A 21,147-nucleotide genomic window follows, 5' to 3' on the forward strand; every position below is an offset into this window, starting at 1 on the left:
GTCAGGCCTTCGCCTTCTTCATCCGGGCGATGAAGGTGTCGATCGGGTTCTCGGCCTTCAGCCGGTGCATGATGATGTACTGCTGGAAGATGGTCAGGATGTTCGACCAGGCCCAGTAGATCAGCAGGCCGGCCGGGAAGGTGGCCATGATGAAGGTGAACACGATCGGCATCAGCTGGAAGATGCGGCGCTGCATCGGGTCCGGCGCCTGCGGGCTCATGGCCATCTGCAGCCACATGGTCAGGCCGTAGAAGATGGCCAGGATGCTGAGCGCGAAGGTGCCGCCCAGCAGGCCGCCGATCAGCGGAACCGACGCCGGGTCCCAGGGCAGCAGGCCGAACAGGTTCCAGATCGTGGTCGGGTCCGGCGCCGAGAGGTCGCGAATCCAGGCGAAGAAGGGCTGGTGCCGCATCTCGATGGTCACGAACAGCATCTTGTAGACGGCGTAGAAGACCGGGATCTGGAGCAGCAGCGGCAGGCAGCCGGCCAGAGGATTGATCTTCTCCTTCTGGTACAGGGCCATCAGCTCCTGCTGCTGCTTCTGCGGCTCGTCGGGGTGCTTCTTCTTGATCTCCTCCATCTTGGGCTGGAGGTTGCGCATCTTCGACATGCTCTCGTAGCTCTTGTTGGCGAGCGGGAACATGATCAGGCGGACGGTCAGGGTCAGGCCGAGGATGGCGAGGCCGAAATTGCCCAGGATGCCGTAGAAGAATTCGACCAGCCAGAAGATCGGCCGGGTCAGAAACCACAGGAAGCCCCAGTCGATGGCGTAGACGAAGCGCGGCAGGCCCAGGCTGTCCTGATATCCGGCGAGGATTTCATTTCGCTTGGCGCCGGCGAACAGGCGGCGGGTCTCGGTGATCTGGGTGTTGGGCTGGATGGTGTGGGCGGCGCCGTCCATGGTGGCGATATGGGCGGCGCTGGAGCCGTCGCCTTCCACGAGGAACCGGGCCGCGATCTTTTCGTCCTGCTCGGGGACGAGCGCGGCCAGCCAGTATTTGTCGGTGATGCCGAGCCAGCCGCCGGTCGATTCATGCTCGACCGAGGGCTTCTTGGTCCAGCCCTTGTATTTCAGCTGTTCGGTCGCATAGGCCTCGCCGTCGCCGAAGGTGCCGATGGCGCCCTCGTGCAGGACCTGGTTGCGGCCGAGACTGTCGGGAACGCCCAGGCGCAGGACGCCGGAGCGCGGGGCCACCGTCACGGCCTGGGCGCTGAAGTTGGCGACGGTGTCGGTCACCGTGAACATGTACTGTTCGTCGACGCTGATCCGGCGCGTGAAGCGCAGGCCGGCGCCGTTGTCCCATGTCAGGACCACCGGGGTCGCCGGAGTGAGGGTCGACCCTTCGGTCAATTGCCAGGGGGTGGTCGGTCCGGGCACGCCGCCCGTGATGTTCGGGCCGCTCCAGCCGAACTGGGCGAAGAAGGCGTGCTTCATGCCCTCGGGGCGAAACAGTTCGACCGCCGGGGCGTCCGCCTTGATGGTCTCGCGGTAGTTGGTCAGGAACAGGTCGTCGATGCGGCCGCCCGTGAGCGACAGGGATCCCTTCAGCGTGCCGGTTTCGATCGGAACCCGCTGCGCGCCGTTGGCGCCGAGCGCCGTGCGACGATCCTCGGTGAACACCGCGGCGCTGGGCTGGGGCGCGGTGACCGGCCCGGTTGTCTGCTCGGCGGCGGCTTCCTGGGCGGCGCGACGCTTTTGCGTCTGCGGCTCCATCACAAAGAAGCTGTAGGCCAGCAGCATGATCGACGCCATCACGATGAAGATGATCGTGTTGCGGCTGTTATTCTGGGGGGGCATGGAGATCAGGAATCCTGGCCAGCGGTCGAACATGGGGCATGGGGCGCGACTAGAGGCGCCGGCCGCGGGGTCGCGAGCCTTGTAAGCGCCGATTTCACATCGTCAAGCAAACGGTCCCACGGGCGCTCCGCGGTGCCCATCCGGGCGATGAAGACATAGTCGCTGCCGGGTTGCGCCAGCTGCGGCGCCAGGGCCCGGGCGGCCTCGCGCAGGCGGCGCTTGGCGCGGTTGCGGACCACGGCCCCGCCGACCTTGCGCGTGGCGGTGAAGCCGAGCCGCACCGTCGGATCGTCGTCCTTTCGGTCGAGCCGCTGCACGACCACGGCGCCGCGGGCCTCGGAAACGCCTTTCGCGGCCGCCAGGAACTGGGGCCGCGATGTCAGGCGTTCGATCTTGAAGTTCTGCTGCATTGTCCTCCCCCACCGGGGGAGGGGAACCGCGAAGCGGTGGAGGGAGCAAACCACATCCACCGCATTCGGGTCAGACCCCTCCACCATGCTTCGCATGGTCCCCCTCCCCCGATGGGGAGGAACGGAAAGGGTCAGGCCGTCAGGCGCTTGCGGCCCTTGGCGCGGCGACGCTGGACGATCTTCTGTCCGTTCTTGGTGGCCATCCGCGAACGGAAGCCGTGACGGCGCTTGCGCACGAGTCGCGACGGCTGATAGGTCCGCTTCACGGTCGGCTCCTGGGACTGAAAACAAGGTGGGCGGCGGAAAGTGGTCCGTCGCGGGAAGGGCGGGCGTATAAGCGGGGAAGCCCGTGGTGTCAACGCCGCGGGACGCCAGCGGAGAGACGATGGACCGGGTCAAACGCTTCCTGCCCCTGATCGCGCTGGGATGCGTGATCGTCCTGATCTTCGCCATGGGCTGGAACCGCTACCTGTCGCTCGACACCCTGCGCGACCACGGCCAGGCCTTCCGGGACTTCACGGCCGCCAACTATCTGCTCAGCCTGCTGATCCTGATGCTGGTGTTCGCGACGCTGACAGCCAGCGTCGTGCCGGGCGTTTTCTTCCTCACCATCACCGCCGGCTATCTGTTCGGGCCGTGGGTGGGCGGGGTCTCGACCTCGATCGCGGCCACGGCGGGGGCGCTGGTGGTCTACGCCGTGACCCGGTCCGCCCTGGGGGAGGCGCTGCGGCGCAAGGCCGAGCGCGACGCCGGCCTGATGCAGAAAGTCTGCGACGCCATCGACCGCGACACCTTCTGGTATGTGCTGGGCGCCCGCCTTGCGGTGGTGGTGCCGTTCCACATGATCAATGTCGCGGCCGGGATAATGGCCGTGCGCCTCGGCCCCTATACGGCCGCCACCGTGATCGGCCTGTTGCCCGCCCACATCATCTACTGCTGGATCGGCGCGCGGCTGAACACCCTGCTCGTCAACGATCCGAATCCTGACTTCCAGGCTCTGTTCGCCCAGTTCTGGGCGCCGATGGCCGGCGTTTTCGTGCTGGCCGTCCTCCTGCCCTTCGCGATGAAGGGGCTGCAGGCGGCCATGCAGCGGCGGCGGGCGACATGACCGAGGCAGCGGTTGGCCCAAGCTTTGCGTTAGGGGAGGCATGAGCGAGGCGCGGCAGTCCCCGGCGAACGACGGCGAACGGCGCCTGCGCCTGCCCGACGACTGGCGCGACCGCCTGCGCTTCCATGCACCCGACGCCTTGGCGTGGCGGCTGCTGCTGCTGACCTTCGTGTTCACGGCGGTGGTCGAGGTGCTGATCGTCGCCCCCAGCGCCGCCAGCTTCCACGAGCGCTGGCTGCTGGACCGGCTGCAGTCGGCCGAACTGGCCTCGGTCGGGGTGGAGGCCCTGCCATATTCGGCGGTCGAGGACGACGTCGCCGAACAGCTGCTGGCCATTGGCGGCGTGCAGGCGGTGGTAGTCGGCGACCAGGGCGTGCGGCGGCTGCTGCTGCAGGCCCCCAACCTGCCGCGCACGCCCGATCTGATCGATCTGCGCGAGGCGCGCCCGGTCACCCGGCTGCTGGATCCGTGGCGCACCCTGGCAGGGCACCCCGATCGATCGATCCGGGTACAGGCGCGGCCCCGCTACCGGTCGGGCGACTTCATCGAGATTCTGGCCCCGGCGGAGCCCCTGAAGCAGGAACTTCGGGCCTTCCTGCTCAACAGCCTGCTGATGTCGCTGCTGCTCTCGCTGGTGGCGGGCGGCCTGCTCTACGGCGGCCTGGCCCTCCTGGTGCTGCAGCCGCTGCGGCGGGTGACGCGCTCGATCGAGCGATTCGCCATCGATCCCGAGGCCGAGGGCGACCCGCCCAGCGACCGGCACGACGAGATCGGCCGGGTCGAGCGCGAACTGGCGCGGATGCAGGGCGAGGTGCGCCAGTCGCTGCGCTCGCGGGCCCGGCTGGTGGCGCTGGGCGAGGCGGTGGCCAAGATCAACCACGACCTTCGCAACATGCTGACCTCGGCGCAGATCGCGTCCGAACGGCTCGCCGACTCACCCGACCCCCAGGTCGCCAAGGCGCTGCCGCGGCTGGAGCGGGCGCTCGGCCGGGCCGCAGCCCTGTCACGCAACGTTCTGGAGTACGGCCGCAGCGAGGAGCCCGAGCCGCAGCGCGTCGTCGCGGCCCTCGGCGCGGCCGTCACCGTGGCGGCCGAGGACGCGGGCCTGTCGAGCGAAGGGGTGCGGCTCGCGAAGACCATCCCGGCGCGGTTCACCGTCCACGCCGACCCCGACCAGTTGCACCGCATCCTGGTCAATCTGATGCGCAACGCCCGTCAGGCTATCGAGGGCGACTCCGCCCGCGCGGGCCGCAAGGGCGTGGTGAAGGTCAGCGCCGTGCACGAGGGCGGGGAGACGGTCATCCGCATCGCCGACAACGGGCCCGGCATACCGCCCCGGCTGGCCGACCAGCTGTTCGAGCCCTTCGTCAGCGGGCGCAGTTCGGACGGCACAGGCCTGGGCCTGACCATTTCGCGCGAGCTGGCGGTCAGCCACGGCGGCGACCTGCGTCTCGTTGGCGCCGGACCCGAGGGCACGACCTTCGAACTGCGGCTCCCGGACTGAGCGAATGGGGCGGCGCCAAATCGCCGGATCGGCGTTATCCCTCGCGGACAGCCTCGAAACGGCCCAGCCTGTTGGCCAGGCCTTCGCAAGACAGGAGCCTGTGATGATCCGATTGACCCTGACCGCAGCCGTCGCTCTGACGCTCGCCGCCGCGCCCGTCTTCGCCCAGACCGCGCCTTCCCCGACCAGCGCCCAGCCGGGATCGGAGGAATGGCTGCGCCTGCGCGGCGAGATGTACAAGCGCGCGCCGGACTCCGAGCAAGACCCCGCCGAGGTCGCCGCGACGGCCCGGCTGAACGCCGAGATCGCCGCCCGCAACGCCGCCGCCGCCGAGACGGAGGCCGAGGCCATGGCCGCCTTCGAGGATCGCAACGCCGCCTGGCGCGCCGAGGCAGCCCGGCTTGAGACCGAGCGGGTCCAGTGGGAGGCCAACGCCGCCGCCGCCAGCGCCGCCCGGGCGCAGTGGGAACGGGAGCGGGCCGCCTGGGAAGCGCAAATGGAAGCCTGCCGGCGGTCGGGCCGGGTCTGCGTGAGCCCGCCTCCGGGCTACTGAATCGGCTCTGAGGGCCGCGCCGGCGTTGCGGCGGGCCGGCCCGCGTGACACCGTGGCGGCGCTCCGGGGACCCGCCGATGACCGACGCCGCCGCCGATCCGCCGCCCGAGGCCGTGAGACCGGCATCCGCGTCTGGCGCTGGACGCCGGGCGGACCGGCCGCTGCCGGGCGGGCGAACCGACACCTGGCGGCATCCGCTGACGGTGCGGATCACCCACTGGATCAACGTCGTCGCCGTCGTCGTCCTGCTGATGAGCGGGCTGAACATCCTCGCGGCCCATCCGCATCTCTACTGGGGCCTGAGTTCGACCTTCGCCGATCCCTGGCTGAGCACGCCCACGGTCCCGAACTGGCTGCTGATCCCCCAGGGGCGCAACCTGGCCGAGGCGCGCAAATGGCATTTCCTGTTCGCCTGGATCTTCGTCGCCAACGGGCTGGTCTATCTGATCTGGGCGCTCGTCTCCGGCCGCTTGCGGCGCCGGCTGGCGCCCAGCGGACGGGACCTGCGCGGCTTCTGGCCGGCGGTGAGGGAACATGCCCGCTTCCACTTCCCGACCGACGACCGCGCGCGGACCTACAACGTCATCCAGAAGCTGACCTATCTGGCCATGGTGCTGGCGGTGCTGCCGATGATGTTGATCACCGGCCTGTCGATGTCGCCGGGCTTCAACGCGATCGGCGGGGTGCTGCTCGAGATCATGGGCGGGCGCCAGTCGGCGCGGACCCTGCACTTCATCTCGGCGGGCCTGATCGTCGGGTTCATCGTCGTCCATGTCGGGCTGGTGATCTGGACCGGCTTCTTCAACAACATGCGCGCGATGATCACCGGCTGGTTCACGATCCAGCCGCCGGGATCGACGGCTGGGCCGAAGCTCCGGCGGCGGCCGCCTGCAGACGGAGCCGGGTCATGAACCGTCGCCGCTGGCTGACCGGGGCGCTGGCCACCGCAATGGCGTCCGTGGTCTCCGCCTGCGGCGAGGCCAGCTGGCGGCTGTCGGAACAGGCCCGGCGCATGGGCGAGGGGCTGACCCGGCGGGCGCAGCGCCTCCTGATCCCGCGCGACGCCCTCGCGCCGACCTACAGCCGGGCCGAAATCTCGCCCGACTTCAGGGCCAATGGCTCGATCGATCCCGCCGCGTCAGACTATCGGGCGCTGAAGGCGGACGGCTTCGCCGGCTACCGGCTGGTGCTGGACGGGCTGGTCGAGCGGCCCTTGTCGCTCAGCCTCGCCGAACTGCGGACGCGGCCGGCGCAGACCCAGATCACCAAACACGACTGCGTCGAGGGCTGGACCTCGATCGGCGAATGGACCGGGGTGCGACTGGAAACCCTGCTGGACGAGGCGGGGCTGAAGCCCGAGGCCCGCTACATCGTCTTCCACTGTTTCGACGCCCTCGATCAGCGCGAGGACGGCGAGCGCTATTACGAGAGCATCGACCTGATCGACGCCCGGCACCCGCAGACCATCCTCGCCTGGGACATGAACGGCGAGACCCTGCCCGTGCCGCACGGGGCGCCGCTGCGGCTCAGGGTCGAGCGCCAGCTGGGCTACAAACACGCCAAATACATCCGCCGCATCGAGGCGGTGGAAAGCTTCGCCCACATCGGCCGCGGCAAGGGCGGCTATTGGGAAGACCGGGGGTACGAGTGGTACGCGGGGATCTGAGTGACACCTGATCGACGCCAGCGGGTGTCTCGCTTGTCTTTCGTGTCGCGGAAGATGTCCCGATTGTAGCGAGCCAGGTGTCTCGGGTGTCTCGCGCGAATTGTCTTGGTCAGCCGGATCCGGATCCGCGGTCTGCAATCGGTCGCTTCAGCCCTCGGCCGGCTCTTCCGTGCGCTTTTTCATCATGGCGTCGAAGCTGTCCCAGACACCGGCGGCGCCGTGCCACGAGCCCTTGGTGGCGGCCTTGGAGTATTCGGTGGCGCGAGCCTCGAAGAAGTTGGCGTGTTCGACGCCCGACAGCATCGACTGGAGCCACGGCAGCGGATTCTCCTTCGCTCCGAACAACTCGGGCAGGTGCAACTGGCGCAGGCGCCAGTCGGCGATGAAGCGGATATAGGCCTTGATGTCCGAAGGGGTCATGCCGTTGACCGGCCCCATCTCGAAGGCCAGGTCGATGAAGCGGTCCTCCATCTCGACCACGGTGCGGCAGCATTCGACGATGTCGTCGGCCACGGCCTTGGTGACGGCCCCCGTCTCCTTGTTGAAGGCGTGGTACAGCTTGATGATGCCCTCGCAGTGCAGGCTCTCGTCGCGCACCGACCAGCTGACGATCTGGCCCATGCCCTTCATCTTGTTCTGGCGCGGGAAGTTCATCAGCATCGCGAAGCTGGCGAACAGCTGCAGCCCTTCCGAGAAGCCGCCGAACATGGCCAGCGTCCGGGCGATGTCGCCGTCGGTGTCGACGCCGAACTTGCCCATGAAGTCATGCTTGTCCCTCATGGCCTCGTATTCCATGAAGGCGCCGAACTCGCTCTCGGGCATGCCGATGGTCTCGAGCAGCAGGGCGTAGGCGGCGATGTGGATGGTCTCCATGTTGGCGAAGGACGCCAGCATCATCTTGACCTCGGTCGGTTTGAACACCCGACCGTAGCGCTCCATGTAGTTGTCCTGGACCTCGATGTCCGCCTGGGTGAAGAAGCGGAAAATCTGGGTCAGAAGATTGCGTTCGCTGTCGGTCAGATTGGCCGCCCAGTCCTTGCAATCCTCGCCGAGCGGCACCTCCTCCGGCATCCAGTGGACCTGCTGCTGCTTCTTCCACATGTCGAACGCCCACGGATAGCGGAACGGCTTGTAGGCCGCCGAGGCGGTCAGCAGGCCGGGGGTGGAGGTCTGGATCGGGGCGTGCGCGTTCATCGAGGCAACTCTGTCGGCGAATCCGGAAGGAGGCGTTCACCATGCGGGCGAGCCGCGCCGGCGCCAAGCCAGAATGCGGCTATATTGCGATCACTTTTTCTGAGACCGCTAGATGTGGTAGGCGCGGCACAGACTTCTGGGGAGAAGCTGGGGACGGAACGGCGGCGTCCCCCGGCCACGCTTCTCTACATACGGTGGCCTGCAGAGGATCACCGATATGTGAGTGGAGGTCCAACCTTGGCTGTGAAAGGTCGAAGGGGTTCGGCCCGCCGGACCGGCCCGCATCCGTGAGGGATACGGGCGACCCCCGATCACAGAAGGGCGACGCCGCAGCGGTTTCGGCCGGCGACGCCAGGCTTCTTAAGGCAAGGTGCAGTCATGAATTCGATCAAGATTTTAGCTCTGACGGCGGCATCCGGCGCGGCATTGCTCGGCGCGCCAGGCCCGGCGACGGCGCAATCAGAGCCCTTGATCGGTCAGGTCTCCCTGTTCGGCACCAATTTCTGCCCGCGCGGTTGGCTGGCCGCAGACGGGGCCGTCCTGCCGATCGCGCAGTATTCGGCTCTGTTCTCGCTGTTCGGCACGACCTACGGCGGAGATGGCCGGACCACCTTCGCCCTGCCGGACCTGCGGGACCGGGCGCCGGTCGGTGAGTCCCGAACCAATCGGCTCGGGTCGCGCTCGGACACGCGCGGCGCTGGTCAACCCAACGCCTCGCAGGGCGGCGTCCTGGCGATGAGATGGTGTGTGGCGGTACAGGGGGTGTTCCCCGGTCGCTCATAAGGTGGCGCGGTTTCGCTGACGCCCGGCCGCTTCGGTTCGGAAAACAACCATCGCCCGAAGGCGGGCCGGGCTCAGGCCGCGGCTTCGACCTCGCTTGCAGCCGGCAAATCCCCCGCGAGGGCGCGTGAGACGATAGCGAACAGCGACGCCTGGCTGACCGGCTTGGGCAGGTGGGCGTTCATGCCGGCGCCGAGGCAGCGGATGACGTCCTCGGGCATGGCGTCGGCGGTCATGGCCACCACAGGCACGGCGCCGTGGGCGTCGGGCAGGGCGCGAATGCGGCGCGTGGCCTCAAGCCCATCCATGCGCGGCATGCGGACGTCCATCAGCACAAGGTCGAGTTCATGGGCGGCGGCGGCGTCCACCGCCTCCTGCCCGTCGCAGGCCTCGACCACCTCGCAACCGAAAGCCCGGACCATGATGCGTGCGACCTCGCGGTTGACCGGATGATCGTCGACGACCAACACGCGGGGCGGACGGGACGGCGCGTCCGACCCCGCGCCGGCGGCAGGATCGGCGCCGTCGGCATAAGCTGGCTGGGCCGACGTCGGGGACTCCGTCGCCGCATCCGCAGCCCGGGTCAGCGGCAGGTGAAGGGTGAAGGTCGAGCCCTCGCCGGGACGGCTTTCGACCTCGATGCGGCCGCCGAGGCGGCGGACGTGGCGGGCCGCCAGCGCCAGGCCGAGGCCCACGCCGGCGTGCAATCGGCTGGTCGAGGCGTCCGCCTGGGAGAAGGCCTCGAACAGTTCGGCATGGTGGTCGGGTGCGATGCCGCAGCCGGTGTCGGAGACGCGAATGACCACCCCCTCGCCGGCGCGGTCGAGGCGAACGTCGACGCCGCCCTCGGTGGTGAACTTGACCGCATTGGCGATCAGCGGGTGCAGGGTCTGACGCAGGGCGCGGCCGTCACAATTGAAGCGCGACCGGGCGGGCAGGCGGTCGTCGATGGTCAGGACCAACCCCCGGGCGTCTGCAGCGGCGCGGCTGGGCACCATCGCGTCGCGGACGATAGCGGCGATCTCAAGCGGCTCGGGCGACACGGCATGTTCACCGCGGGCGAAGTCGAGAATATCCTCGACGAGCATCAGCAGACCGTCGCTCGACTCGCGGATCTGGCGCGCCTGGCGCACGGCCTCGGCGTCCAGGTCGGACCGGTTGGCCAGCAGGTCGGCGAAGCCCGCGACGCCGTTCAGCGGGGTCCGCATCTCGTGGCTCATCATGGCGAGGAACCGCGCGCGGGCGCAGGCGGCGTCCTCGGCGACGCGGCGTGCTTCCTGGGCGGCGGCGGTGCGGGCGCGGAGGCAGGCCTCGAGGCGTCGCCGCTCGGTCATCACCGTGCTGATCGGCAGGACGGTGATGACCATGGCCAGCAGGAAGAGATTGTAGACGCCCAGGCTGCGCACCATCGCGGGAATGCTCTCGAGGCCGGGCAGCTCGGCTAGCCGGGTCAGATGGACCGGGCCATGGCCCATCAGGGTGGCCGCGCCGCTGAGCACAGCGACGCCGATGAGGGCGGCGGCCGACCAGACCGGCGACAGGCGCAGGCTGATCAGGGTCATCGGCAGGAACACGAGGAACATCAGCGGCGTCTGATTCTGCCAGAACACCGCGCCGGTCACCGCCAGGGTCAGGGCGATCAGACCTACGCCCTCGGCGTTTGACGCCCGCGCCGATCCGGCGAAGCGATGGCGGCGGGCCAGCAGCAGCAGGATGGGCGTGACCAGGAGCAGGCCCAGCACCTCTATGGCGATGTAGTTTTGCAGTTCGAACAGCCAGATCGCCAACGACCTGGAGGGGCCGATCAGTGCCAGCAGAGCCGTGGTCGCGAGGCCCGCAGTCACTGTGGCCGGTAACACGGCCAGCAGGGCGAAACGGGCCAGGCGTCCGGGCCGGCGCAGATCGAGCGCGGCGCCGCAGACCCGCCGGGCCAGCACGGCGGCGGCAAAAGCCATGCCGAGATTGAGCACGACATTGGCGATCAGATAGAAGCCGGGAACGGCGCGCATGCCGTTCACCAGCATGTCCAGCGCGGCGCAGGCGCCCAGTACCGCGAGGGCGGGGCGCCGATGCAGCTGCAGCAGGGCCGCCGTCGCAACGCCATTGGCCAGCCAGATGGTGGCTGCGCCGAACCGGGCCATGGCCCAGTAGCCGACAGCGAGGGCCGCGGCGTAGAGGACGACATAGGCCAGGGCGGGCGGGCCGGCGACCCGACCCGCGTCATGCCTGAACAGACGCCAACGACCTTGCAAGAAGACCCCTCCGGTCACTCTGAACCATCATCGGTAAGGCCAACCCGTAAACAAATCAGATGCATGGCGCACATTCCACGAAGGAACCCCCGTCCAACCGCGACCGTTTCCATTCCCTCGCCGCGTGGGTCAGGAGACCATGTCAGACACCGTCACCGACCCCAGCTTTCATCCGCCCGAGGCGGCCGTCGCCTTCTACGAGGAGGCGTTGGGCCTGCTGAAGGAGAGCGGCATCCCCTTCCTGCTGTCCGGCACCTATGCGGTGACGGCCTATACGGGCATCCGGCGTCCGACCAAGGACCTCGACGTGTTCTGCAAGCCCGGGGACTATCCGCGCATCCTCGCCTTCTTCCAGGCGCGGGGCTTCCGCACCGACGTCGAGGACGAACGCTGGATCGCCAAGGTGTGGAAGGACGAGACTCACTTCTTCGACGTCATCTTCGCCATGTCGAACGGCACCATCGCGGTCAGCGACAGCTGGTTCGGCGAGGACACGATCGAGGTCTACGGCCACGAGGTCGGCATCACCCCGCCGACGGCCCTGATCCTGTCCAAGGTCTTTATCCAGGACCGCTACCGCTACGACGGTGCCGATGTGAACCATGTGATCCTGAAGCAGTCGGAGGCGATCGACTGGAAATTCCTGCTCGGCCAGATGGATCTCTACTGGGAGGTGCTGATGGCCCACCTGCTCAATTTCCGCTTCGCCTATCCGACCGAACGGGACCGGGTGCCGCGCTGGCTGATGACCGAACTGACCGGGCGGTTGCGGGCCCAGGTCGACCTGCCGGCGCCGCGGGTGAAGGTCTGTCGCGGGCGGTTGTTCAGCCCGCGCGACTATATCGCCGACATCACCGAATGGGGCTTCGGGGACATCGTCGGCAAGGGACTGGAGGAGCGCCATGAAGCCACGCATTGACGCCCATCCTGATCCACAGACGCCGCAGCCTGGACTCGGGGCGGGTCCGTCGAAGAAGCTGCGCGTGGCCGCGGTCGGCGATCTGCATGTCGGAGAGAACCACGAACGGCCGCATCGCGAACTGTTCGACCGGGTGCACGAGGACGCCGACGTGCTGTGTCTGTGCGGCGATCTGGTCAATTTCGGCAAGACCCGGGAGGTCGAGGTCCTTCTCGAGGACCTGCAGGGCTGCAAAATCCCGATGGTCGGAGTGCTGGGCAATCATGAGCACGAATGCGGTCGGCCCGACGAGGTCACGGAGATGCTGTGCGAGGCCGGCGTGAAGATGCTCACCGGGCAGGCCTATGAGATTGACGGGGTCGGGTTCGCCGGCGGCAAGGGCTTCATCGGCGGCTTTGGCCGCTACATGCTGAGCCCGTTCGGCGAGGCTTCGATCAAGTCGTTCGTGCAGGAGGCGGTGGACGACGCCAACCACATCGAGAACTCAATCCGCATGCTGAGGACTGAACGGTCGGTGGTGCTGCTGCACTATTCCCCGGTGGTGGATACGGTGATGGGCGAGCCGCCGGAAATCCACGCCTTTCTCGGCTCGTCGCGGCTGGGCGAGACGATCGACCGCTACGACAATATCAGCCTGGTGGTGCACGGCCACGCCCATCGCGGCGCCCCCGAGGGCCGCACCAATAAGGGCGTGCCGGTCTACAACGTGGCTCTGCCAGTGCTGAAGACACTGGGGGATAAGCCCTACCGGGTATTCGAGGTCTGAAACGCCGTCCGGGGCTCGAAGCGGCGCCAGATCGCCCACAGGAGCAGGGCGAACCCAACCCCCAAGACGTCCGCCAGGAGATCGCCCCAACTGGCGTCGCGGCCGACCAGCCCCTGAACCAATTCGACGGCCGCGCCGAGGCCGATGGCCGCCGCCGCCGCCCACAGGCGGGGCATACGGCGGATCAGGACGCCGAAGCTCCACAAGATCAGGCCGAAAACAATGAAATGGGCGGCCTTATCCCAGATCCCGCTGGCCGCCTCGACGCCCCCGAAGGGACCGATCATCAGGGTCAGAGACACCAGCAGTATGGCGACCGCCGCGAGGCGGAGAACAAAGGTCATGCGGGCCGTATCTGCAGGAGAGATGCTCGCTGTATATCAGCCCGCCCAACAACCCAAGCTTCCGTCACGGCGGGCTTCCACTCTTGAGGTCCGGGAGCGCAAGGTCAGCTAAAGGCGACGAAGATCAGGGCGACGACGGTGACGTCGACGGTGCGGGCGAGGAAGGTCAGCATGGCGGCGGTCCCGGAAGGCGGCGTTTGAGCCTTCCATCAGCAAGGACCGTGCCGGAGACTCAGGCGTCCGTATCGCTGGCCTTGCCGGGCTTGGGCCGCCGTTCAGCCGAGCCCGAATAGGCGTTTCCAAGGTAAGTCGAGCGGGCCGCGTCCAGGACAGGCGGCCCGCCCTTGAGGCCGCGCCGCTGGCCCGTCTGTCCCATCATCTGGGCGGCGAAGGTGGCGGCCGAGGCGTCGGACGTCGGGGCGGGGGCAGGTCTTGCCGGGGGCTCGGCAGGTTCGGCGGGGACGTCGACCGGCACGAGATTGCGGGACGCCGACGCGGCCCGGCGCTCTGCGGCGCGGCGGTCCCGTTCGCGGCGATCGTCGCGGCGCCGCACCGGGTCGACGGGGCGGATCTCGTCGGTCACGTCAGCCGCCCTTCTTTCCGGACAGGCTGTCCAGCTGGGCGCGCATCTGGTCCATCTGGCGGCGCATTTCGTCCAGCGGATCGGCAGCGGCCTGTTCCGGCGGCGGGGCGGCGGCGGGACGGCCGGCGCCGGCCGCGTTGAAACCGGGCCATATCTTCATGGCCTCGGCGAACATGGCCATGTTGCGCTTGACGGCCTCGTCCAGCAGGCCGGCCCCGGGCGCGGCGCCGAAGGCCTTCGAGAACTGGCCGCGCATCTGCTCCTGCTGGCGGGTGAAGGCGTCGAGCGACATCTCAAGATAGGAGGGCAGCACACCCTGCATCTGGCCGCCATAAAAGCCGATCAGCTGGCGCAGAAACTGGACCGGCAACAGGGCCTCGCCGCGGCTTTCTTCCTCGAAGATGATCTGGGTCAGGATCTGTCGGGTCAGGTCGTCGTTGGTCTTGGCGTCATAGACCACGAAGTCGACGCCCTCGCGCACCATGCGGGCCAGGTCCTCAAGCGTGACATAGGCGGATGTGGCTGTGTTGTAGAGCCGCCGGTTGGCGTATTTCTTGATGACGACGGTGTCGCCGGCTCCGGACTTCCTGTCGGCCACGCGCGGTCCCCGTTCCTGTTGCACCGCCGCACTATGCTGCGCTGCGCACTGGAATGTCTAGCCGAGTGCGGCGGGGGCCAGCACCACGCCGACCAGCACAGCCGCCCAGTGGGTCATCGCGCCGGTGACGACGAAGCCGTGCCATATGGCGCGGCGAAATTTCACCTTGGGGCTGATGAAGACGAAGACCCCGGCGGTGTAGATCAGGCCCCCGATGACGAGCAGGGCCAGGGCGATTGGATGAACCGTGTCGATCATCGGCTTCAGCGCCACAACCGCCAGCCAGCCGAAACCGATATAGACCGCGCTCCAGAACGCGTCGGAGATGCGCGGGGCGATCAGTTTGACGAACACGCCGCCGAGCGCGATGGCCCAGACCAACAGGGTGAAGCCCAGCGCCCAGCCGCCCTCGAAGCGCTGGGTGGTGAACGGGGTGTAGCTGCCAGCGATCATCAGAAAGATGGCGGCCTCGTCCATCCGGCGCAGGATGGGGCGAGCGGCGCACGGCCGGGTCTGGTTGTAGATGGTCGAAACCGTCAGCATGACGATCAGGCACAGGGCGTAAGCGGCCGTGGCGACGACGGCGCCGACGCCGGAATAGAGCGCCGCCAGGACGGCGAGGACAACCCCGCCAACCGCAGCGAGGGTCAGGCCGACAACATGGACCACGAGGTCGGCTGTCCTTTCGGCCGGCGTCCGGTAATGCTCGATCATGTCGAGTTCGTCGGGGACGCAGACCCGGCTGAGAATTTTCTTCATCCGCATGAGCATGGCCCCATCAAGCCTTTCGCTCCGTTTTTCGTTCCCGCGACTGTGCGCGAAGGGCCATGACCATTCGCTGAACGATGGGGCCGAGGGTGACGAAAGCTTCGGGATGCGGCAGAAACGGCACGAATTCTTTCCCGCGGCCTAACGCCTCCCCCTTCGCGGGGCCGCTTCCCCGAGGTCAGTCAAATGTCAGTTGAAGTAGTCATCGTCTCCGCGGCGCGCACGCCGGTCGGGTCCTTTCTCGGCGCCCTGTCGTCCCTGCCCGCGTCGAAGCTGGGCGAGGTCGCCATCCGCGCCGCGCTGGAGCGGGCGGGGGTCGAGGCGGCCGATGTCGACGAAGTCATCCTCGGGCATGTGCTGCAGGCGGCGGCGGGGCAGGGACCGGCGCGGCAGGCCGCCATGGCCGCCGGAATTCCGAAGGAGGTCCCGGCCTGGAGTCTGAACCAGATCTGCGGCTCGGGTCTGCGCGCCGTGGCCATCGCCGCCCAGCAGATCGCGCTGGGAGACGCCCGCATCGTCGTCGCCGGCGGGCAGGAAAGCATGAGCCAGGCGCCGCACGCCCAGCATCTGCGGACCGGCCACAAGATGGGCGATGTGGCGCTCGTCGACACGATGATCCGCGACGGGCTGTGGGACGCCTTCAACGGCTACCACATGGGCCAGACGGCCGAGAACATCGCCGACCGATTCGACATCGGCCGCGCCGATCAGGACGCCTTCGCGATGGCCAGCCAGAACAAGGCCGAGGCGGCCCAGAAGGCGGGGCGGTTCGACGCCGAGATCGCCCCGGTGACCATCGCCTCGAAGAAGGGCGACGTCGTCGTCGACAAGGACGAGTACATTCGCCACGGCGCGACGCTGCAGGCGATGGAGACGCTGCGCCCGGCGTTTTCGAAAGACGGATCGGTCACGGCGGCCAACGCCTCGGGCCTGAATGACGGCGCCGCCGCCCTTGTGTTGATGAGCGCCGACGACGCGAAGGCGCGCGGGCTGGAGCCTCTGGCCCGGATCGTGTCCTCGGCCACGGCGGGCGTCGATCCGGCGATCATGGGCACAGGTCCGATCCCGGCCTCGAGGAAGGCGCTGGAGAAGGCCGGCTGGACCGTCGCCGACCTCGATCTGGTCGAGTCCAACGAGGCGTTCGCGGCCCAGTCGCTTTGTGTGCTGCAGGAGCTTGGGCTCGATCCGGACAAGGTCAATGTCAACGGCGGCGCCATCGCCATCGGCCATCCGATCGGGGCCTCGGGCGCGCGCATCCTGACCACCCTGCTGCACGAGATGAAGCGGTCGGGCGCGAAGAAGGGCCTCGCCACCCTGTGCATCGGCGGCGGCATGGGCGTGGCGATGTGCGTCGAACGGCCCTGACACGGGCCGCCTCTGACAGCCTCAGGCGGCGTTGGCGGCCTTGCCGGCGGATTTCAGCTTTTCCTGATGCGCGCGCATGCCGGCGGCGATCAGTTCGGCGGCCTCGCCGGCGTCGCCCCAGCCCTTGACCGTGACCGACTTGCCCTTCTCCAGATCCTTGTAACGGGTGAAGAAGTGCTCGATCTGCTCCACGAGGATGGCGGGTAGCTGCCGGTAGCTGGCGATGTCGGTGTAGTAGGGGTTCAGCTTGTCGACCGGCACGGCGAGGATCTTCTCGTCGCCGCCCGCCTCGTCTTCCATCTTGAGCACGCCGATCGGGCGCGAACGAATGATGCAGCCGGGCACCACCGGCGTCGGGTTCAGCACAATCACGTCGCAGGGGTCGCCGTCGTCCGACAGGGTGTGCGGGATGAAGCCATAGTTGCCCGGATAGTACATGGCGGTGTGCAGGAAGCGGTCGACGAACAGCGCGCCGGAGGCCTTGTCCATCTCATACTTCACCGGCAGGCCGCCCTGCGGGATCTCGATGACGACGTTGACGTCCCAAGGCGGGTTCGGACCGGCGGGAATGGCGTCGATGTTCATGACGGACTCGTCTATGGTGCAGTGCGGCAACGGGGAGGCGGGCGTGATAGGCGCGCAACTTGCCCGAAGCAAGGCGCTCGTGTCCCGGACGGTTCCGCGGGCCGCGCCCGCTTCATCGGTCGGGAAGGAACGGTGATGACGATTTACGACGGCCTGGCGCTGGCTTTTTTCTTCATGTGCTGGCTGGGCTACGGGCCGTTGCTGGCCCTGCTGGCGCGGCGCAGCGGCTCGCTGAACGACGACATGCTGGTGGTGCGACGGGTCTGGATGACGGCGATGGCGCATCGCGAGATCCGCCTCGTGGACAGCCAACTGCTAGGACATTCGATTAACTCCGGCGGCTTTTTCGCCTCGACCAACCTGTTGTTGATCGCGGCGGTGGGCAGTGTCCTGTTCGGCGGCGACCAAGCTCTGCAGGGCGTCGCTTCGATCGGCGAGGCGGCTCCGACCCTGCTGCTGGAAGCCAAGCTGGCGCTGGTGCTGGTCTGTCTCGCGCGCGGCCTGCTCGATTTCATCTGGTCGATCCGTCAGATGAACTACGCCCTCGCCCTGATCGGCGCAGCCCCGGAACTGCACACGGAGGCGGACCGGGTGGCGCTGGGCGAGGCGGCCGGCAACCTGCTCAATCCGGCTCTCAGCGCCTTCAGCCAGGGCGTTCGTGGCTATTATTTCGCCCTCGCGGCGGCGGCCTGGCTGTTCGGACCGTTGTGGCTCGCGCTGGGCGTGGCGGCGGCCTTCTGCCTGCTGGTGTGGCGGCAGGCCGGGTCTCCGGCGGCGCGGGCGGTGCGCAACGCCCGCCGTCTGCTGGAACCGCATCTGCCGGAGCGGTGAAGCCGCTTCGCAGTCGCGTAGGCCCCGGGCACGATCTGACCGCTGGAAACGGTTACGACCATGAGATAGGGACGAAGATTGCCGTTACATTGCGTGAACGCAGGTGCGAACCAGGCAGTTGACGCATTGTGCAGCGCACACTAACTTGATCTTCGACGTCCTCGCGGCGTCATGCCCTTTCTGGGCGTTTCCTCCCTAAAGACTTTTATGCCGCGCCTTCGGGCGCGGCTTTTTTTATGCCCCGGCGACTACAGGCGGATCGACCAGCAGGGCTTCGATAACCCGCGCCACCCCGGCGGCGCAGCGCGACCAACCCACGCCCGGCTCCATCGTCGTCTCGTCGAGATAGAGGGCCCGGTTCAGCTCGATCTGAACGGCATGGAAGCCGTCATCCGGCCGGCCCCAGCGTTGGGTCGTCCAGCCGCCGGAATAGGGCTGGTTCAGCGCCACCCGCCAGCCCAGAGCCTCGAACGCGCGCCGCAGCTGCCGGGTCAGATCCGCCGTGCAGGACGCACCGTGCCGGTCGCCCAGCACCACGTCCGGGCCGCGCGCCCCGCCGACGCCCTGCGTCGCCCGCGCCGGCATCGAATGCCAATCGACCAGAAACGCCGCGCCGTGCCGCGCGTGGGCCGCCCGCATCAGCCCGTCCAGGGCGGCGTGGTAGGGCGCATGGACCCGGGCGATCCGGGCCGCGGCCTCGTCCGCGCCCAGACGGCGGCCGTAGAGCGGCCGACCGTCACCGGTCAGGCGGGGGATGACGCCGTAGCCGGCCGCGGCGCGGGGCGAGGCCGTCCGGCCATCCAGACCCTCGATCAGCACCGGATCGAGGTCGTCCGGGTCGCGGTTCAGATCGACCCAGGCGCGGCCCATTAGGCCCAACAGCAGGGTCGCGCCGCGGGCCTGTCCCGGCGCGATCAGCCGGTCGACGAGAGCGTCCTCGGCGCTGCGCAGGCTGGCCCGACCCAGGCCGGCCGCCGTTCCCATGTCGCCGGGATAGATGTCGCCCGAATGGGGCGAGGCGAACACGAACGGACCGGGTGTCGCGGGGGCACGCAGGATGAAGGGCGCCTCGTCTACCTCGACCACGCCCTGTTCAAGACTGTCCGCCATGGTCGAATCCATAGCCTGTTTCGCCGATCGATCCACAGCTTCGCGGGCGCCCGACGTCTCGCCATACCGGGGATTTTCATGGCGGGTTTACCGATCGCGTCGTAGCGTCGACCCAACAAGACGGGGCTGACACTTCATGGCGCGCATTCTTCTGGCCGAGGACGATCATTCGCTGCGCGGGTTCCTGACCCGCGCGCTCGAGCGGGCCGGCCATTCAGTGGTCGACTGCGAAAATGGCGACGACGCCATCGACGCCCTCGATCAGGGCCCGTGGGACCTGCTGCTGACCGACATCGTCATGCCCGGGGCCGACGGCATCGAGGTGGCCCGCGTCGCCGCCGCCCGCCAGCCCGGCATCCGCATCATGTTCATCACCGGCTTCGCCGCCGTGGCCCTGTCGGCCGCCCAGGCCAGCCCGCAGGCCAAGGTGCTGTCCAAGCCCGTCCACCTGCGCGATCTGGTCGGCGAGGTCGAGCGGATGGTCGCGGCCTGACACAAGAACGCTAACGCTCGCGACGCGGTCGCTCGCTGCTTGAGCGCGGTGTTGGTTTTGGGCCTTGCGAAAAGCGAAGGGGCCGGGTTATAGACCGCGCCTTCCTGCCCCCGGGGTGACCCGGGGCCGTCTCGGCGGACGCGTAGCTCAGCGGGAGAGCACTTCGTTGACATCGAAGGGGTCACAGGTTCAATCCCTGTCGCGTCCACCATCTTCCTCCCCTAGACTCTGGCGCATCGCCTTCGGGCCGCCGTCGATTCGGGGACGACCTTGCCCAGTTTCCATGAATTCTTCGCCGGCGGCGGCATGGTCCGGGCGGGGCTGGGTGACGGCTGGACCTGCCTGTTCGCCAATGATTTCGACGTCCGCAAGGGCTTCTCCTACCAGGCCAACTGGGGCGCGGGCGGCGAACTGACGGTCGGCGACATTCGCCGGATCGACGCGGCCGACCTGCCGGGCGAACCGGATCTGGTCTGGGGCAGCTTCCCTTGTCAGGACCTGTCGCTGGCGGGGGCCGGGGCGGGTCTTGGCGGCGAGCGGTCCGGCGCCTTCCACGCCTTCTGGGGCGTCATCCGCGGCCTGATCGAACAGGGCCGGGGGCCCCGGCTGGTGGCGGTCGAGAATGTCTGCGGGACCCTGACCTCGCGCGGCGGGCGTGATTTCGAGACCATCTGCCGGACCTTCGCCGATGCCGGCTATCGCTATGGGGCCCTCGTGATCAACGCGGACCTGTTCGTACCACAGAGCCGGCCGCGCCTGTTCGTGATCGGGGTGGCTGACGGGGTCGACGTCGCGCCGGAACTGCTGTCTCCGGAACCGGTCGAACCGTTTCACACGCGGGCGATACGGCGGGCGGCGGCGACGCTGCCCGAAGCCGTTCGGGACCGGCTGCTGTGGTGGAACCTGCCCACGCCGCCGCGCCGGACCGCGACCTTCGCCGACCTGATCGAGGATGAGCCCGACAGCGTCGGTTGGCACAACCAGGCCGAGACGAAACGACTGCTGGACCTGATGTCGCCGGTTAACGCCGCGAAGGTCGAGGCGGCCCGCCGCGCGGGGCGCCGCATGGTCGGCGGGGTCTATCGCCGCACACGGGTCGAGCACGGAGAGAAGGTCCAGCGCGCCGAAGTGCGGTTTGACGACGTGGCCGGCTGTCTGCGCACTCCGGCCGGAGGGTCAAGCCGCCAGATCATCCTTGTTGTAGACGGTCCCCGCGTCCGGTCGCGGCTGGTCTCGGCGCGCGAGACGGCGCGGTTGATGGGTCTGCCGGAAACCTATGTCCTGCCCCGCAACTACAGCGACGCCTATCACCTGACGGGCGACGGGGTCGCGGTTCCGGTGGTGCGCCATCTGGCCAGGCACCTGTTCCAGCCGCTGGCGGCGGCGCCGACGGTGTCGCGTGAGGCCGCCTGAGGCCCGGCCGTCGTGATCGCGACCCATGCCGGGGGCTCGGCCGCCCCGGCTTGATAGTAGGTCGCCTGCGGCGATGCGGGACCCAAAGGCGGCCGTGGCGGTTGTCC

At 68.3% G+C, this 21,147-nt stretch carries 23 protein-coding genes and 1 tRNA gene; 13 read left to right on the plus strand and 11 right to left on the minus strand.

Annotated features, from left to right (window positions below):
* Position 1: 1 nt before the first annotated feature.
* The 3 genes from yidC to rpmH all read right to left on the minus strand — a co-directional run bounded on the left by yidC (position 2) and on the right by rpmH (position 2,474).
* On the minus strand, positions 2-1,798 hold the full coding sequence (yidC, locus tag HNQ67_RS12705) for a membrane protein insertase YidC (RefSeq protein WP_183256024.1): 1,797 nt from the start codon (positions 1,796-1,798) through the stop codon (positions 2-4).
* A 5-nt stretch (positions 1,799-1,803) separates the two neighbouring features.
* Positions 1,804-2,208, minus strand: coding sequence for a ribonuclease P protein component (gene rnpA, locus HNQ67_RS12710; RefSeq protein ID WP_183256026.1), 405 nt, complete (start codon positions 2,206-2,208; stop codon positions 1,804-1,806).
* A gap of 131 nt (positions 2,209-2,339) precedes the next feature.
* The gene (gene rpmH / locus HNQ67_RS12715) at positions 2,340-2,474 is read right to left on the minus strand and encodes a 50S ribosomal protein L34 (RefSeq protein WP_123288089.1); all 135 of its coding nucleotides are present in this window, start codon (positions 2,472-2,474) and stop codon (positions 2,340-2,342) included.
* 119 nt (positions 2,475-2,593) lie between these two features.
* Between rpmH and HNQ67_RS12720 the strand changes: the two genes are divergently transcribed.
* The 5 genes from HNQ67_RS12720 to HNQ67_RS12740 all read left to right on the plus strand — a co-directional run bounded on the left by HNQ67_RS12720 (position 2,594) and on the right by HNQ67_RS12740 (position 7,039).
* Positions 2,594-3,316 carry a TVP38/TMEM64 family protein gene (locus HNQ67_RS12720; protein WP_183256028.1) on the plus strand — a complete coding sequence of 241 codons (723 nt, stop codon included), beginning with the start codon at positions 2,594-2,596 and terminating at the stop codon, positions 3,314-3,316.
* A gap of 40 nt (positions 3,317-3,356) precedes the next feature.
* A complete protein-coding gene (locus tag HNQ67_RS12725; protein ID WP_183256030.1) occupies positions 3,357-4,820 on the plus strand; it encodes a sensor histidine kinase in 1,464 nt (487 codons plus the stop codon).
* Positions 4,821-4,923: 103 nt separating this feature from the next.
* Positions 4,924-5,373: a cell wall hydrolase gene (locus HNQ67_RS12730; protein ID WP_183256032.1), complete on the plus strand. Its 450-nt coding sequence runs from the start codon at positions 4,924-4,926 to the stop codon at positions 5,371-5,373.
* Between the two features lie 77 nt (positions 5,374-5,450).
* A complete protein-coding gene (locus HNQ67_RS12735; protein ID WP_183256033.1) occupies positions 5,451-6,284 on the plus strand; it encodes a cytochrome b/b6 domain-containing protein in 834 nt (277 codons plus the stop codon).
* Positions 6,281-7,039 (plus strand): molybdopterin-dependent oxidoreductase, encoded by a 759-nt coding sequence (locus HNQ67_RS12740; RefSeq protein WP_183256035.1) that lies wholly within the window; start codon positions 6,281-6,283, stop codon positions 7,037-7,039. Before HNQ67_RS12735 ends, HNQ67_RS12740 begins: the two co-directional genes overlap by 4 nt.
* A gap of 147 nt (positions 7,040-7,186) precedes the next feature.
* Here the strand turns inward: HNQ67_RS12740 and HNQ67_RS12745 are convergent, their stop codons facing one another.
* Positions 7,187-8,233, minus strand: coding sequence for a ribonucleotide-diphosphate reductase subunit beta (locus HNQ67_RS12745; RefSeq protein ID WP_183256037.1), 1,047 nt, complete (start codon positions 8,231-8,233; stop codon positions 7,187-7,189).
* 378 nt (positions 8,234-8,611) lie between these two features.
* Between HNQ67_RS12745 and HNQ67_RS12750 the strand changes: the two genes are divergently transcribed.
* The gene (locus tag HNQ67_RS12750) at positions 8,612-9,016 is read left to right on the plus strand and encodes a phage tail protein (protein ID WP_183256038.1); all 405 of its coding nucleotides are present in this window, start codon (positions 8,612-8,614) and stop codon (positions 9,014-9,016) included.
* A 71-nt stretch (positions 9,017-9,087) separates the two neighbouring features.
* Here HNQ67_RS12750 and HNQ67_RS12755 read toward each other — a convergent pair whose 3' ends face one another.
* Positions 9,088-11,265 carry a response regulator gene (locus HNQ67_RS12755; protein ID WP_183256040.1) on the minus strand — a complete coding sequence of 726 codons (2,178 nt, stop codon included), beginning with the start codon at positions 11,263-11,265 and terminating at the stop codon, positions 9,088-9,090.
* 139 nt (positions 11,266-11,404) lie between these two features.
* On the opposite strand from HNQ67_RS12755, the gene HNQ67_RS12760 reads away from it, so the two are divergent.
* Entirely contained in the window at positions 11,405-12,184 is a 780-nt protein-coding gene (locus HNQ67_RS12760; protein WP_183256042.1) for a nucleotidyltransferase family protein, read from the plus strand.
* Positions 12,168-12,950 carry a metallophosphoesterase family protein gene (locus HNQ67_RS12765; protein ID WP_183256044.1) on the plus strand — a complete coding sequence of 261 codons (783 nt, stop codon included), beginning with the start codon at positions 12,168-12,170 and terminating at the stop codon, positions 12,948-12,950. Before HNQ67_RS12760 ends, HNQ67_RS12765 begins: the two co-directional genes overlap by 17 nt.
* Here the strand turns inward: HNQ67_RS12765 and HNQ67_RS12770 are convergent.
* The 4 genes from HNQ67_RS12770 to trhA form a co-directional block, all read right to left on the minus strand.
* Entirely contained in the window at positions 12,929-13,294 is a 366-nt protein-coding gene (locus HNQ67_RS12770) for a VanZ family protein (protein WP_183256046.1), read from the minus strand. The genes HNQ67_RS12765 and HNQ67_RS12770 overlap by 22 nt on opposite strands.
* A gap of 232 nt (positions 13,295-13,526) precedes the next feature.
* Complete coding sequence (locus HNQ67_RS13845; RefSeq protein WP_183256048.1) at positions 13,527-13,877, minus strand: hypothetical protein; 351 nt, start codon at positions 13,875-13,877, stop codon at positions 13,527-13,529.
* 1 nt (position 13,878) lies between these two features.
* Entirely contained in the window at positions 13,879-14,475 is a 597-nt protein-coding gene (gene phaR / locus HNQ67_RS12780; RefSeq protein WP_183256050.1) for a polyhydroxyalkanoate synthesis repressor PhaR, read from the minus strand.
* A 57-nt stretch (positions 14,476-14,532) separates the two neighbouring features.
* The gene (trhA, locus tag HNQ67_RS12785) at positions 14,533-15,234 is read right to left on the minus strand and encodes a PAQR family membrane homeostasis protein TrhA (protein WP_425486350.1); all 702 of its coding nucleotides are present in this window, start codon (positions 15,232-15,234) and stop codon (positions 14,533-14,535) included.
* A 195-nt stretch (positions 15,235-15,429) separates the two neighbouring features.
* On the opposite strand from trhA, the gene HNQ67_RS12790 reads away from it, so the two are divergent.
* Complete coding sequence (locus HNQ67_RS12790) at positions 15,430-16,608, plus strand: acetyl-CoA C-acetyltransferase (protein ID WP_183256055.1); 1,179 nt, start codon at positions 15,430-15,432, stop codon at positions 16,606-16,608.
* A 21-nt stretch (positions 16,609-16,629) separates the two neighbouring features.
* On the opposite strand, the gene ppa is transcribed toward HNQ67_RS12790, so the two are convergent.
* Entirely contained in the window at positions 16,630-17,193 is a 564-nt protein-coding gene (ppa, locus tag HNQ67_RS12795; RefSeq protein ID WP_183256057.1) for an inorganic diphosphatase, read from the minus strand.
* Positions 17,194-17,328: 135 nt separating this feature from the next.
* Between ppa and HNQ67_RS12800 the strand changes: the two genes are divergently transcribed.
* Positions 17,329-18,024, plus strand: coding sequence for a DUF599 domain-containing protein (locus HNQ67_RS12800; protein ID WP_183256059.1), 696 nt, complete (start codon positions 17,329-17,331; stop codon positions 18,022-18,024).
* Positions 18,025-18,258: 234 nt separating this feature from the next.
* On the opposite strand, the gene HNQ67_RS12805 is transcribed toward HNQ67_RS12800, so the two are convergent.
* Positions 18,259-19,134 (minus strand): N-formylglutamate amidohydrolase, encoded by an 876-nt coding sequence (locus HNQ67_RS12805; protein WP_183256061.1) that lies wholly within the window; start codon positions 19,132-19,134, stop codon positions 18,259-18,261.
* Between the two features lie 136 nt (positions 19,135-19,270).
* Between HNQ67_RS12805 and cpdR the strand changes: the two genes are divergently transcribed.
* From cpdR to HNQ67_RS12820, 3 genes are all read left to right on the plus strand, one after another.
* A complete protein-coding gene (gene cpdR, locus HNQ67_RS12810) occupies positions 19,271-19,627 on the plus strand; it encodes a cell cycle two-component system response regulator CpdR (RefSeq protein WP_056616494.1) in 357 nt (118 codons plus the stop codon).
* Positions 19,628-19,763: 136 nt separating this feature from the next.
* Positions 19,764-19,838 (plus strand) — tRNA-Val (locus HNQ67_RS12815).
* 59 nt (positions 19,839-19,897) lie between these two features.
* The gene (locus tag HNQ67_RS12820; RefSeq protein WP_183256063.1) at positions 19,898-21,040 is read left to right on the plus strand and encodes a DNA cytosine methyltransferase; all 1,143 of its coding nucleotides are present in this window, start codon (positions 19,898-19,900) and stop codon (positions 21,038-21,040) included.
* Positions 21,041-21,147: the final 107 nt, after the last annotated feature.

The organism is Brevundimonas basaltis (assembly GCF_014202075.1).
Classification (GTDB): domain Bacteria; phylum Pseudomonadota; class Alphaproteobacteria; order Caulobacterales; family Caulobacteraceae; genus Brevundimonas; species Brevundimonas basaltis.